The 13,620-nt window shown below is 55.9% G+C and carries 9 protein-coding genes, 1 pseudogene and 1 riboswitch; of the genes and pseudogenes, 7 read left to right on the forward strand and 3 right to left on the reverse strand.

Annotated elements, in window-relative coordinates; genetic code table 11:
- Positions 1–143: 143 nt before the first annotated feature.
- The 5 genes and pseudogenes from GP473_RS01975 to GP473_RS02000 all read left to right on the forward strand — a co-directional run bounded on the left by GP473_RS01975 (position 144) and on the right by GP473_RS02000 (position 7,098).
- Positions 144–896, forward strand: coding sequence for a DUF3027 domain-containing protein (locus GP473_RS01975; protein ID WP_343061472.1), 753 nt, complete (start codon positions 144–146; stop codon positions 894–896).
- Between the two features lie 236 nt (positions 897–1,132).
- Positions 1,133–2,635 (forward strand): NCS2 family permease, encoded by a 1,503-nt coding sequence (locus GP473_RS01980; protein WP_185769170.1) that lies wholly within the window; start codon positions 1,133–1,135, stop codon positions 2,633–2,635.
- A 120-nt stretch (positions 2,636–2,755) separates the two neighbouring features.
- Entirely contained in the window at positions 2,756–3,718 is a 963-nt protein-coding gene (locus tag GP473_RS01985; protein WP_186277048.1) for a TrmH family RNA methyltransferase, read from the forward strand.
- A gap of 68 nt (positions 3,719–3,786) precedes the next feature.
- Positions 3,787–3,892: riboswitch (TPP riboswitch) on the forward strand.
- Positions 3,881–4,744: a hydroxyethylthiazole kinase gene (gene thiM, locus GP473_RS01990; RefSeq protein WP_185769172.1), complete on the forward strand. Its 864-nt coding sequence runs from the start codon at positions 3,881–3,883 to the stop codon at positions 4,742–4,744. Its footprint overlaps the riboswitch before it by 12 nt.
- A 9-nt stretch (positions 4,745–4,753) precedes the next feature.
- Positions 4,754–7,098: pseudogene (locus tag GP473_RS02000) on the forward strand (bifunctional hydroxymethylpyrimidine kinase/phosphomethylpyrimidine kinase).
- A gap of 23 nt (positions 7,099–7,121) precedes the next feature.
- Here GP473_RS02000 and GP473_RS02005 read toward each other — a convergent pair.
- The 3 genes from GP473_RS02005 to serC all read right to left on the reverse strand — a co-directional run bounded on the left by GP473_RS02005 (position 7,122) and on the right by serC (position 10,871).
- Positions 7,122–8,048 (reverse strand): DUF6928 family protein, encoded by a 927-nt coding sequence (locus GP473_RS02005; RefSeq protein WP_185769175.1) that lies wholly within the window; start codon positions 8,046–8,048, stop codon positions 7,122–7,124.
- A 51-nt stretch (positions 8,049–8,099) separates the two neighbouring features.
- The gene (sepH, locus tag GP473_RS02010; protein ID WP_185769400.1) at positions 8,100–9,494 is read right to left on the reverse strand and encodes a septation protein SepH; all 1,395 of its coding nucleotides are present in this window, start codon (positions 9,492–9,494) and stop codon (positions 8,100–8,102) included.
- 246 nt (positions 9,495–9,740) lie between these two features.
- Positions 9,741–10,871 carry a phosphoserine transaminase gene (gene serC, locus GP473_RS02015; protein WP_185769176.1) on the reverse strand — a complete coding sequence of 377 codons (1,131 nt, stop codon included), beginning with the start codon at positions 10,869–10,871 and terminating at the stop codon, positions 9,741–9,743.
- A gap of 646 nt (positions 10,872–11,517) precedes the next feature.
- Here serC and GP473_RS02020 point away from each other — a divergent pair.
- Positions 11,518–12,795, forward strand: coding sequence for a citrate synthase (locus GP473_RS02020; RefSeq protein ID WP_185769177.1), 1,278 nt, complete (start codon positions 11,518–11,520; stop codon positions 12,793–12,795).
- A gap of 394 nt (positions 12,796–13,189) precedes the next feature.
- Positions 13,190–13,549, forward strand: a complete 360-nt coding sequence (locus GP473_RS02025; protein ID WP_185769178.1) for an FKBP-type peptidyl-prolyl cis-trans isomerase — start codon at positions 13,190–13,192, stop codon at positions 13,547–13,549.
- Positions 13,550–13,620: the final 71 nt, after the last annotated feature.

Genomic DNA, 13,620 nt, shown 5'->3' on the forward strand with positions numbered 1-13,620 from the left:
AAACACAGGAAACCCGAGAAAACGGCGCACGGTCTTGAACCACAGGAGAGAAACGAATCCGGCGAAAAGCAGACATGGGTTAATGATGCCTGAAACGTTAGGCATAATGGGGGATGCCTGAAACGTTAGGCATAATAGGGAACGTGAGTAGGCGAAAAACCAGCAACACAAAGGTAGATCCCCTCCTCTTTAGCGACGAGGCCAAAGAACTGGCGCGGCAAGCACTAGTGGAAATCGGTGATGATCTAGTGGGGGAACATATCGGGGTAAGCATCTCCGGAGAAGTAGCTGTACACCGTTTCCGTAGTCTCGCTCCGGGGTATAAGAGTTGGGAATGGGTGGCTGTTCTGGCTTGCGTGCGCGGATCCGGCGCCATCACCGTGAATGAAGTGAGCCTCCAGGCGGGTAAGAACGCGGCGCGAGCTCCGGAATGGATTCCTTATGAAGATCGCGTGCTACCCGGTGACCTAGGCCCGGGTGACACTCTGCCTCCTCGTGCTGACGACGACAGACTGTGCCAGTTCAAAGAATTGACCACCGCACACAACTTTCCCCGAAACCCGCGGGCGCGTACGATACTCTCCCAGATGGGTTTGGAACAGACTCTCAAGCGCTGGCGCACAGGGGAGTTCGGTCCCAATAGTGAATTTGCAGCCAAAGCTGCCATGATGTGCCGAACTTGTGCGTTTTATCTCCCCTTCAATGACGTGGAGACACACTTCGGTGTTTGCACTAACGAATATTCTGCCGATGGACATGTGGTGCACGAAACCTATGGATGTGGTGCCCATTCGGAGACCAAAGCAGTGCCTGAAACTCAGACCAACCGCCATTATGGAGCCTTCGATGACGGTGCTTTTGATGACATCTCCGAGGAAATCTGCCGGGATAGGTAATTCACGCGAGCCTGTCTATGGACGACGTGGGTCGATGAATGTAATGCCCCCGTGCAATAGTCAGAGGTTGTCATAGTAAGCATCGAGGTGCGATTCTCTACATGGTCTAGTTTCAAGGCTTTTCCTACACGGCACGTGTCTGCGGAGAGCCATGGCAACTAGTTGACTGTGACGTTTTTCATGAGCATTCCAGACGTAAGGTGGATGCTCATTGCTGAGAGAAAAGACTTGAGTCCATGGCAGATTCTGCAACTGCAGCTTCCACAAAAGCGCCTGTTGGCAATCAAAAACAACAGCCCAGCGGCGGCTTTCTTGACCGCTACTTCCATATCTCTGAGCGTGGTTCTTCCATCTCTACGGAGCTTCGCGCTGGTGTAGTCACGTTCTTCGCGATGGCCTATATCGTGATTTTAAACCCGCTGATACTTGGCACAGGTGAGGACACTACTGGTCAGGCTCTTGGTACGTCCCGTGTGGCGGCGGCTACAGCGTTTGCTGCTGGTGTAATGACCATCCTGTTTGGTGTGATTGCCAAGTACCCATTTGGTATCGCTGCAGGTTTGGGTATCAACACGTTGGTCGCCGTGACCTTCGTTGCGGTTGAGGGGCTGACTTGGGAAGAAGCGATGGGTTTGGTGGTGCTCAACGGCATCATCATTGTGCTTCTGGCCATTTCTGGTTTTCGGGAAGCGGTGTTTAACTCCATCCCTTCTTCGATGAAAGCCGCGATTGGTGTGGGCATTGGCCTGTTCATCACCATGATTGGCCTGGTTGATGCCGGGTTTGTGCGTCGACTACCCGACGCCGCGAATACCACCGTGCCAGTGGGGCTCGGTATCAACGGTTCCATCGCGTCGTGGCCAACCGCGGTGTTCTGCATCGGACTGGTGGTCTGTGGTGTGCTGGTTGTCCGCGGGGTGCGAGGCGGTCTTTTCATTGGCATTGTTGTGAATACCATCATCGCTGTTATCGTCGAGGCCATTACAGGTTCGGGCTCTTCAGTAGGGCCCGATGGTACTCCGAACCCAGCAGGGTGGAACCTCGCCGTCCCGCAAATGCCGAACTCTCTGGGCGGAGTGCCTGATCTGTCCTTACTAGGGGCGATAGACCTATTCGGGGCTTTTTCCCGGGTCGGGGTTTTGGCGGCGTCATTGCTGGTGTTCACCCTCGTGTTGGCCAACTTCTTCGATGCTATGGGCACGATGACTGCGTTAGGTAAGCAGGCAAAGCTAACTGATGAAGACGGTAATCTGCCGAATCTGAAGAAGGCTCTGGTCGTGGAGGGCGCGGGCGCTATTGTTGGCGGCGCTTCTTCTGCTTCTTCGAATACTGTCTATGTGGATTCCGCTGCAGGCATAGCTGATGGTGCGCGTACCGGCTTAGCCAATGTTGTCACCGGCGTGCTGTTCTTGGCCGCGATGTTCCTTACCCCGCTGTATGAGATTGTGCCGATTGAGGCGGCAGCGCCGGTATTGGTCGTCGTTGGTGCGTTGATGATGCAGCAGATCACTGAGATTGATTTCCACAAATTCCACATTGCTCTGCCCGCGTTTTTGACCATCGTAATCATGCCGTTTACATACTCCATCGCCAATGGCATTGGCGTGGGCTTCATCGCTTATGTGGTGATGGGAATTTTCGCCGGAAACGCCAAGAAGATTCACCCGTTGCTCTACATTGTTGCGGCGTTGTTTGTTGTGTACTTTGCCATCGATCCTGTGATGGGCGCGCTGGACTAGGAACGTTTATTCCTCGTCCACTTCCTCCCTGATCTCTCTGTATTGGTTTCCCGCTCTAGCTCTTCATCACTTCTTCACCGCTGTTTCCTTGTACAAGCCCCTTCGGGTAGCGTGTGGCGCATGTCATACGCTTCCGAGGGGTTTAGTACTGTCCGGATCGAGGACCCGACCGATCCCCGTCTTGACGATGTTCGGGATCTCAATTCTTCCGATCACCGTCCAGACTTGCCAGAAGGCAAAGGGTTGGTGATAGCGGAAGGGCCGCTAGCCGTACCTCGACTGCTGTGTTCGCGTTACCCGGTGCGTTGCGTGGTGGGTTTCCGCAAAAAGCTGGCGGCTCTTCTCGACGCCACCCAGCCCCAGTCGCAGTCCTATGACCCTGAATTAGCAACGGCATTGCGTGGGGTGACCATGTATGAGGTGAGCCGCGAAACCCTCAAGGAAGTAGTGGGTTTTGATATGCACCGCGGATTGCTGGCAGCTGCTGATCGGATAGAAGAACGCGGTGTGGAAGCAGTTCTGGATGCCGTGGACAGTGAAAGCGAGGGCGGCGAAGATGAGTACCCCGAAGCAAAGCCACGCGTGATATGTGTCGTGGAAGGCGTGGGGGATCACGAGAATATCGGAAGTATTTTCCGTAACGCAGCTGGCTTGGGCGTGGAGGCCGTCTTATTTGGAGCGGGTAGCGCAGACCCTCTGTTCCGCCGTTCTGTGCGGGTGAGTATGGGTCACGTGCTGCGTGTACCCTTCGCCCGATTCCCTGGAACTATCACGACGTGGCAGCAGGATCTGGCGTGGCTGCGCAACCGTGGCTACACCATTGTGGCAATGACGCCCTATGCAGACAAAACGCTGGCGGAGGCGCTGGATGGCGTCGTCAATAAAAAGAAAATCGCGATTATGGTCGGGGCAGAAGGGCCAGGCCTCACTGAGCACGCGATGCGGGCGGCAGACGTGCGAGCCAAGATTCCGATGGAAACGGGCACGGATTCTCTCAACGTAGCGACAGCTGCAGCTATCGGTTTTTATGCAGCCAGGAGCCTCTCAAGCGCACATATTTATGCGGAGGCTGGCACTCACTAGCGGAGTGTTGAGCTGAACCCAGGGGTGCTAAGTGACTCACATTGTTCTGATGGTTTGCTAGCATGGCCGGAAGTGACGTGGGGTGCGTCCGGCATGACGAGCTGGACGCTGAGATCACACCCATTGAACCTGCTCTAGTTCGAACTAGCGAAGGAACTGTCCATGCATGTACTTTCGTGCGCAATAGAACAAATGCGCCGCCAAGCTCCACTCGTCCAATGTTTGACCAACTCTGTGGTCATGGAAGTCACCGCGAACGTTCTGCTCGCGGCTGGGGCACAGCCAGCAATGGTTGATACGCCAGAAGAATCCTTTCAGTTTGCCCAGCTCGCCTCCGGCGTTCTACTGAATTCCGGTACCCCCAGTGCGCATCAGTACGAAGGCATGCGGGAGGCGGTGCGAGGTGCACGGGAAGCTGATACCCCGTGGGTGCTTGACCCCGTTGGTGCAGGAGCGCTACAACGCCGTACCGAATTTCTGCACCAGATTGTTACAGAGAACCCGACCGCCATTAGAGGTAATGCCTCCGAAATCATCGCCTTAGCTGGTATGGGGCACGGCGGTCGAGGAGTAGATTCCACTGACGGCGTCGAAGCTGCAGCGGAAGCCGCAAGGGCTTTGGCGCGTACCACTGGTGGAGTTGTGGCTGTGTCCGGTCCAAAGGATCTCATCGTTTCTGAAGGGCGCGTGACATGGGTACACAGCGGACACGCGATGTTGCAAAAAGTCATCGGCACCGGCTGTTCTCTAGGCGCACTGACCGCTGCCTATTTAGGCGTCACCCGTGGTGGCTCTCTACCAGAAGACGATGGCCGTGAGTTATCGCACCATGACCTTGTAGTCGCTGCGCATGCACACACAGGAGCCGCAGCACAACTCGCTATGTACGGCAGGACTCAAAGCGGAAAAGCCGTGCCGGACGGGCCTGGGACTTTCGCCGCTGCCTGGTTGGACGGTCTGTTCCAACTCACCCCTGAAGAGATGGTGGATCTCGTCAGCATCGAAGAGACCACCGAAGAGATATAGGGGCGCGTGATGTCCACACAACAGACCTCGCACAACGCGACTCCGGATTTTGGCGTGTATTTGGTGACCGATCCATACCTTGGCGGAGGCCCAGAGAACGTGCCCGATATTGTGGCTGCCGCGATCGAAGGAGGGGTGCGCACAGTCCAACTGCGGGATAAAGACGCCACAGAATCTCAGATCACCGAACGTGCCGAAGAACTTTTGCAGCGTATCGGCGGCCGCATCCCCCTATTCATTGATGATCGCCTCGAGGTAGCTCAAAAACTAGGCATTCACTTGCACATTGGCCAGACCGATGTGCCTTATGTCTACGCGCGTCGGGTTTTACCGGATCACCTCATGATCGGGTTGAGTGCGTCGACAAAAGATCAGATAGATGCCGTGGCCGAGCAATGCGCCGAGGCGGGGGTTGCGCTTCCTGATCTCATCGGCATTGGTCCGGTCTTCCCCACGACCACTAAAGAAGACGCAGCAGATGCTTGCGGTGTGGAGCATCTTGGGGAGGTGGCCCGGTATGCAGCAGAAAAGGGTATGCCATCGGTAGCGATTGGCGGCATTAACGCTGCTTGTGTTCCAGCATTGCTGGGGACGGGGATCCATGGGGTGTGCGTGGTCAGCGACATCATGGCCGCTGATGATCCCAAAGCTGCAGCAGATAAACTCAGCGCCGCATTCAACGCCACCACACTCGACCCCCTCACACTCAACCACGTCGCAATCGACCACAGCACACTCAACCACACAGACACATCACAAGGGAGTCACTGAATATGAACATCTCCGCGAGCACTTCTGCGTCCTGTCCTCGAGTACTATCCATCGCTGGCACTGATCCATCGGGTGGAGCTGGTATCCAGGCGGACTTGAAATCAATCGGCGCTGCCGGTGGGTATGGAATGAGCGTCACCACTGCGTTAGTCGCCCAAAACACCCAAGGGGTGCGGAGCATCCATATTCCCCCTCAGAGTTTCCTCACCGAGCAGCTGGCCGCCGTCTTCGATGACGTTACCGTGGATGCAGTCAAGGTTGGCATGTTGGGCGACGCTACCACTGTCGCCACCGTAAGTGATTGGCTAGATAAGCACCCAGTCCCTGTCGTGGTAGTCGATCCGGTGATGGTGGCTACCAGTGGAGATCGTCTATTGACGGAAGAAGCTGAGGAAGCGGTTCGGCGCTTCGTGGCTAACCATGCCACTGTGGTGACTCCGAATCTTCTTGAGCTGGCGGTGCTGCTCAATACCGAGCCTGCCACGAGCATGGACGAGACTATTGAACAAGCACGGACCCTGGCGCGTGACGTCGATGTGGCCGTACTTGCAAAGGGAGGGCACCTCACCGAAGACCGTGCTGACAACGCGCTTATCTTACCGGATGGAAGCGTGAGCGTGATTCCCGTCCCGCGCGTGGAGACGAACAATACACATGGGACCGGTTGTTCACTGTCCTCAGCATTAGCCACGCGGCTGAGTGGAGGAGACAGCCCGGCGCACGCGGTCGAGTGGGCAACGAGATGGCTACGCGAATCCATCGAGTTTGCTGACGAGTTGCAGGTGGGGCGGGGTAACGGTCCCATCGACCACTTCCACCGTATGCGCAAGCTCTCTCGCGCCGGGTCTGCAGTGCCGTGGTTTGATCAGATGCACGCTGCGGAGCACTCGGATACGGGTGGCGGTAACGTCCAATTAAACAAACCAACCATTTCTCCCGCAGGTACGCACACTGAGGAGCTGTGGGAGTCGGTAAGTTCCGATATATGGCCAGAAATCCTTGATCTCTCCTTTATCCGCGCTTTGGGGGAGGGCACGCTGCACACCGCTGATTTCGCGTTCTATCTCAACCAAGACTCTCTATACCTGCGTGAATACTCGCGAGCCCTAGCAGGTTTGTCCACTCGTGCGTCCAACCCTGAAGAACAAGTGTTCTGGGCTAAGGGAGCCGCCGGAGCGCTAGTGGAAGAAGCGGAGATGCACCGAACATGGTTGGCGAATAACTCGGTCACACTCAGTGCTCATCCCTCCCCAGTGACGAAGGCATACACCGATCACCTGATCGCCAGCGTGCTGAGCCAAGACTATGTGGTCGGGGTGGCTGCCGTGCTGCCGTGCTATTGGCTCTATGCAGAGATCGGTGCGGTACTGCATGCCAAGAATCACCCTGGGCATCCGTATAGCCTGTGGTTGGCGACATATGCGGATGAGGAATTCGCTCAGGCAACCCAGAGCGCCATCCAATGGATGGAACAGGCACTAGAAAAGGCAACCGAGGAACAACGCCGTGCGGCGCGGAAGGCCTTCATATATGCCTCTATTCATGAGCGAGAGTTTTTCGACCAAGCCTATCGAGCGTGGTAGTAATCTCTCAACGTTATCTACATCTACTTCCGGTCAGTATGGCGGGCGCGGCGGCGAACTTCGTTGCCGATCTTGCCAGCCATGCTTCCAAGCACCCTAAAGCCTGTAGCAAAGCCCCCACCGATGATACTGATGACGTCTTTGGCCAATTCGCGGTTGCTGAGCTCTTCTCCGGAGGATGTGGCAAAAGATACACCGGACGAATAATCATCGTAGCCCTGCTCATCCTCAAACACCGAGACATCATCGGGTCTACGTTTCTTAGCCTGGGCAAGGCGAGGCACGCTTTCCGCTTTCACCTCGGTTTTCGCCTCCGGTCGGCCGTCGGTCGCGAATGCAGAGACTACTACCTCCAGACCGGAATTCCGTGGGGAGAATCCTAGCCAGTTCTCAGTGGCGGCTTCTGCTAGTTGCTCGGGGATAAAAGGCAGCTGTATTCCCGTCGCGGGCATATTGCCTTCCCAGAAGGGCATTTCAAAAGCCCCCGGCAAGCCTTGGTCTTCGAAGACTGTCTCCCGCGTAGCGGAGAACGCTCTTTTCAGTTGCCCGTTAGACCAATGGGCAAATGCTCCATAACCAGAACCAGAGGCCTCTTGGAGCACAGTGCTTTCCCCAGCTGCTACGGCGGTGGCGTATACCTCCGGGGCGCTGACCAGAGTGCGGTAGCGTTCCGGCAGCTCGGAGAGTTTCCACGTATTTTCTAGAACCCATTGAACAACGGACAACCCCGGATAGCTGCCTATATAAAATTCGTGCACACCAGGTTCGGCCGAACGAGACATGTCGAAATCGCCGATGTGGGTCAGCGGCCAACGCGGGTTCAGCTGCGCCAGATATTTTCGGGCAAAACCACGGTTGGTTGGCGGCTCGGCCTCCATTACTGTCCGAGGCTCAGGGGTGGTGACAAACCACAGAGTCACCAGGATTCTAGTTGGGCGGCTCTGCTCCATTTTGTCCGGATACCAGTCTTTCTTGTTTTATGTCTTTTTACTGCGCTTCTTTTACTTCTTTTTGCGAGGGTTGGTGCGCACTCCAAGTAGCACATCTTCCCAGTGTGGGGTTACGGCTTTGCGCTTGCGCTTGGGTTTGCTGTCTTCCGCGCCGGGGTGCAGGAGGAAATTGCCGTTATCCGTGGACTCCGCATCGCCGGATGGGGAGCTGGAATTGTCGCGATTCCTCAGCAGGTGTGGAGCCTCCTTGCGATCCCGCTGTTGGCTAGTCTTGCGGGGTAGAGCATCGGTGCCATCGTGGGAGTCTTTTCGCGCGTGTGTATTACGGGCTGTGGGATGGTGAGCGATGGGGTTGCCGTGGTCGTCGTAGTGGTCGTATTCGGAGTAGTCATCCTCGTCGTAGGCGGAGGTTATTGGTCCGCCTAGGAGCGGGGTGACAGCGGCCATGCGTCTGATTGGCCGGCCGTAACGAGGATCGATGAGGTCGCTGGCTACGGAGTTGTGCGGATGAACCAGATCAGGGGAGGGTGTGCACTTTTCAAAGAGGAACTCTGCCGAATGGGTGGAGGTTTGGCCTGCTGCCTCTTTGTGCCAGGTGACGGTGATGATCCAACGGCGAGAGTCATCTTGGTGTGCATCCCACTGCGCATCAGAGAGTGTAGCGCCACGGGCTGCTAGTGCGGTTGCTAGGACTTCCCACAGGGTGTTCTTGTTTGGGCCTTCGCCGGAGACGGGGTGTGCGGCGTGAGCTAGTTCGGCTATGCGGGCGCGTTCTTGCAGTATCGGCCAGGCATATGGCTCGATGCGTGATTCGTCTGTATCGGCTTCTTTTGCTAGCTCCGCGACGGATGCGCCATGGCGCACACGATCCTGAATCGTGCGCGGAGTCATGTTGATCTTGATGCGGTGTCGTCTCTTTTTCTCGACGCCATTTGCTTCTGTCCCGGTGGATACCGCGGAGGGGACGGCGGTTGAAGACTGTGATTGTGCCTCGGTGTTGACGCTAGACGCGACTGTGAGATCGGCGCGTGCGGCGCCGAAAGTCTCCGCGGCAGTAGTGCCATCAGAGGTAGTGCCATCAGTAGTCCCGTTATCAGTAATGCTGGGGCTATTCCCCTCGGCGGACGTGCCGTGGATGGCAGGCGTAGCGTTGTTTTCTGATGACGGCGATGCTACGGAAGAATCTGACTCCGCAGAAACTCCCGTGAGGTTATCTGACGGAAGTTCCTGCTGAGAGGAAGAACCAGAATCGAGGGAATTTTCTGTTGCTGAGGCGGCGGTGTCGGTGTCGGGGGAAGGGTCGGTGTCGGGGACAGGGGTGGCGTGTTCCAGTAGAGCACACAGTTCCGTGGTAACAGGGAGGAAATAGTCGGTGTGCGAACCGACCCCGCGCAGAACCAACGACGAGGTATCGCTTTCGGCAACGACGAGCTTGAGCTCTTGCAACGGAAGACCTCCTGCAGGGCTAGAAATATGGATTACAGCCCACCTTAGTAAATGGTGTTGCTACACCGTGGGAGAAATCACTCATGCCTTCAGGTTTATGGCCTGAGAAACTGATTTGTGATCGCTTTGTGATTCAAAAGTAGCTAGTCGCTGATTCGTCTACACCTTAAAAAGACCCCAGGCTCGTAGAAGTCATCTGGGGTCGTGGGGTAGCCCGAGCTATAGCCCAGGTTTCACGCAGCCGCGTTAAGCCTTGGCATATCCTCCATCAAGGATGAAGTCGATGGCGCTTGTGAGTTTCTTGATATCGGCAGGGTCGATAGCAGGGAACATGCCGATGCGCAGCTGGTTGCGACCCAACTTGCGGTACGGCTCGGTATCAAGGATGCCATTGGCGCGTAGGATCTTAGCGATCGTAGCTGCGTCAACGTCATCGGCGAAATCGATGGTTCCAACAACCAGAGAGCGAGCTGCTGCGTCCTGCACAAAAGGAGTGGTTTCCGGGCGAGCCTCGGCCCACTCGTACAGATGCGTGGAAGATTCAGTGGTGCGCTTCACCATGCCTTCCAGGCCGCCGTTGGCGTTCATCCACTTGACCTGATCATCCAGCATCAGCAAGGTTGCAACCGCTGGAGTGTTATAAGTCTGGTTTTTCAGGGAGTTGTCTACAGCAGTCTTCAAATCCAGGAAGGCTGGAATGTAGCGGTCAGTTGCAGAGATCTCCTCGACGCGCTCTAGTGCCGCCGGAGAGAAAGCCGCTAACCACAAGCCGCCGTCTGAGGCGTAGCACTTTTGAGGGGAGAAGTAGTAAGCATCAGCTTCCTTCATGTCCACCGGAAGGCCTCCTGATCCAGAGGTGGCGTCAATGAGTACCAGCGCGTCCGTATTGGGGCGCGTGACTGGAACCATGGCTCCTGTGGATGTTTCGTTGTGTGCCCAGGCGACAACATCAGCATCCGTTCCATCAAGTTCGGAAGGGGAAGGGACTGTGCCTGGTTCGGCGGATACGATGTGTGGTTCATCAAGCCACGGTGCTTTTTTAGATACGGTGGCGAACTTGCTAGAGAACTCTCCATAGGTCAGGTGCGCGGACTTCTTGCGGATGAGTCCGAAGGATGCGGCATCCCAGAAAGCAGTGGCGCCACCCAAGGAGAGGATGATCTCATAGCCCTCGGGCAATTGGAATAACTCAGCCAGGCCAGCGCGAACAGATCCTACGACATCCTTCACGCCCGCTTGGCGGTGGGAGGTGCCCATTATTCCAGCGTTGTTCTGGATTGCCTGTAGCTGGGCTGGGCGTACCTTGGACGGCCCACAGCCGAAACGGCCGTCAGAAGGAATCAGTTCGGAAGGGATGGTCGGGAATTCGTTGCTCAATGTCTCGGATCTTTCCGTGGGGCGTTACAGGGGCGAACTGCACTATTGGTATTGATTAGGGTCGGGCTGAATGTCAGTCCGCGTAGTTCTCGTCGTAGTGCTATCCGTTGTTCTATCCATGGCGCTAGTCCCAGCACTAAGGGGTTGAGTACTAGACGCCTAGGGATGTGTGATGAGTACTAGACACATATAGAATAGTCGCTGGGGTCTCATTAGCCAGGGGGAGCCGTAAAATACTTCCAAAAACATAAAGAATGCATGTCATACGGGGGTAAGTAGAAATGTTTTTGAGTCCTAGCGGGGTGTTTCTTAGCTCACAAGTTCGCTAGAGTGTGGGATGTCCCACGGTTTAGCTGTGGCAAGGCTTATGACAAAAACGCCACAAGCTAACCGCCAGTCCTGCGGCAAACGCAATAGACATGTGCATTAGCTGACTGGGCACATAACCTTTTCGTGGAGAGCCAGGGCTCCTTGAGAGCCGCGGTGAGGAGAAGTGGCGTCGGACAAAAGAAGACAAGCCACCGCCCCGCCAGTCGCAGGCTCAGCACGGGGGAGTAAACCCAGGACGCCCCGGCAGGACTAGGGAGTAAGCGCTACACTGGAACGCGCTGAAACAAAGCACGCTAGCATTCAGAAAGGGATGTCAATGGCTACCGATAATCCAGACAAGGCCGTCCTCCACTACCCAGGTGGCGAATATGAAATGGACATCGTCCATGCGACCGAAGGTAACGACGGTATCGCACTGGGCAAGATGCTGGCAGAGACCGGCCTGACAACTGTCGATCCGGGCTACATGAACACCGGCTCCACCAAGTCTGAGATCACCTACATCGATGGCGGCGCTGGCATCCTGCGCTACCGCGGTTACGACATCGCCGAGCTGGCCAACAAGGCCACCTTCAATGAAGTTTCCTACCTGCTGATCAACGGCGAGCTGCCCAACGCTGAGCAGCTGGAGGAGTTCAACACCAACATTCGCAAGCACACCCTGCTGGATGAGGATTTCAAGAGCCAGTTCCGCGTATTCCCACGTGACGCACACCCAATGTCCGTCCTGGCTTCCTCCCTTAACATCCTGTCCACCTATTACCAGGACAGCTTGGATCCACTAAACCCAGAGCACCAGAAGCTCAACACTTACCGCCTGATGGCCAAGGTGCCAATGCTGGCTGCCTACGCATATCGCGCATCCAAGGGCAAGCCGTACATGTACCCGGACAATAACCTCAACGCTCGCCAGAACTTCCTGCGCAACATGTTCGGCTACCCAACTGAAGAGTTCCAGGACGATCCAATCGTCACAAAAGCTCTGGACAAGCTGCTAATTCTCCACGCTGACCACGAGCAGAACTGCTCCACCTCCACCGTCCGCATGGTTGGTTCTGCACAGGCGAACATGTTTGTATCCATCGCCGCGGGCATCAATGCACTGTCTGGCCCGCTGCATGGCGGCGCAAACCAGGCCGTTCTGGAAATGCTCGAGGACATTCAGGCAAATGGTGGCGACGCAACCGACTTCATGAACCGCGTGAAGAACAAGGAGCCAGGCGTTAAGCTCATGGGCTTTGGTCACCGCGTCTACAAGAACTACGACCCACGTGCATCCATCATCAAGGAGTCCGCTCACGAGATTCTGGATCATCTGGGTGGCGATGAGCTGCTGGACCTAGCTATGAAGCTCGAAGAGATCGCGCTTGCCGATGACTACTTTATCTCCCGTAAGCTCTACCCGAACGTTGACTTCTACACCGGTTTGATCTACCGCGCTATGGGCTTCCCAACGGACTTCTTCACCGTCCTGTTCGCTATGGGTCGTCTGCCAGGCTGGATTGCTCACTACCTGGAGCAGGTCAACGATCCGACCGCGAAGATCAACCGTCCTCGTCAGATCTACACCGGCCACACCGAGCGCTCCATGTAAGACTGTGTAAGCCCACGGAGGCTTCAGCACGAGGCTTTTCTCTAACGCTCCGCGTCAGTAGAGACTCCCGTCAGGTACGGAGGTTCTCTTTTGAGCGGAGCGTTTCGCATTTCTGGGGGTCAGTAGTGGCGCGAGACAGCGTGGCTGGTTCGGCGGAAACGTAGCGGCTGTTGTCCAAGAATGAGCGGTTGCTGGAGTTTTGCTACCCTCGATAGAGGATGAAACCACGCCATGAGTAGTGCGTGCATTGGGTTACGCATTGTGCTGAACGTTTGAATGAGCGGAGCCGGCCTATTGGCAAGTGTTAGCGGTGAGAGTGACTAACACGGTTTTTAGCTCTTGGGGCGACTGCCTCGTGAGTGTTAACGACGTACAACCGTCAGAGGAGTATTTGATGAGTAAGCCACAGATTGAGCCACAAGAAGGCCCAGCGCCATCCGAGTTGGTGATTGAGGACATCACAGTGGGTGAGGGGGCAGAGGCCGTTCCGGGTGGCGTGGTTGACGTACATTACGTTGGTGTGGATTATGAGACCGGTGAGGAATTCGACTCTTCCTGGGATCGAGGGCAGTCCATTAAATTCCCACTCAATGGTCTTATTCAGGGATGGCAAGATGGCATCCCGGGTATGAAGGTTGGGGGACGCCGTCAGCTGATCATCCCGCCTGAGCAGGCTTATGGGCCATCAGGTATGGGACACCCGTTGTCTGGCCGTACCCTAGTTTTCGTCATCGATCTGTTGGATGCTCAGTAAAAGATGTCAGATAACAGAGCACTGGTTCATTGTGAAACCAGTGCTCCACCTCTGGCAGTGGAATTGCTGTG

The sequence above is a fragment of the Corynebacterium anserum genome (assembly GCF_014262665.1).
Taxonomy (GTDB): Bacteria; Actinomycetota; Actinomycetes; order Mycobacteriales; family Mycobacteriaceae; genus Corynebacterium; species Corynebacterium anserum.

Excerpts from the sequence above, each read along its gene's own strand:
- GP473_RS02025 (WP_185769178.1), top strand. The coding sequence starts at position 13,190 with ATGAGTAAGCCACAGATTGAGCCACAAGAAGGCCCAGCGCCATCCGAG.
- thiM (WP_185769172.1), top strand. The coding sequence starts at position 3,881 with ATGCATGTACTTTCGTGCGCAATAGAACAAATGCGCCGCCAAGCTCCA.
- GP473_RS01980 (WP_185769170.1), top strand. The coding sequence starts at position 1,133 with ATGGCAGATTCTGCAACTGCAGCTTCCACAAAAGCGCCTGTTGGCAAT.
- GP473_RS01985 (WP_186277048.1), top strand. The coding sequence starts at position 2,756 with ATGTCATACGCTTCCGAGGGGTTTAGTACTGTCCGGATCGAGGACCCG.
- GP473_RS02020 (WP_185769177.1), top strand. The coding sequence starts at position 11,518 with ATGGCTACCGATAATCCAGACAAGGCCGTCCTCCACTACCCAGGTGGC.
- GP473_RS02005 (WP_185769175.1), bottom strand. The coding sequence starts at position 8,048 with ATGGAGCAGAGCCGCCCAACTAGAATCCTGGTGACTCTGTGGTTTGTC.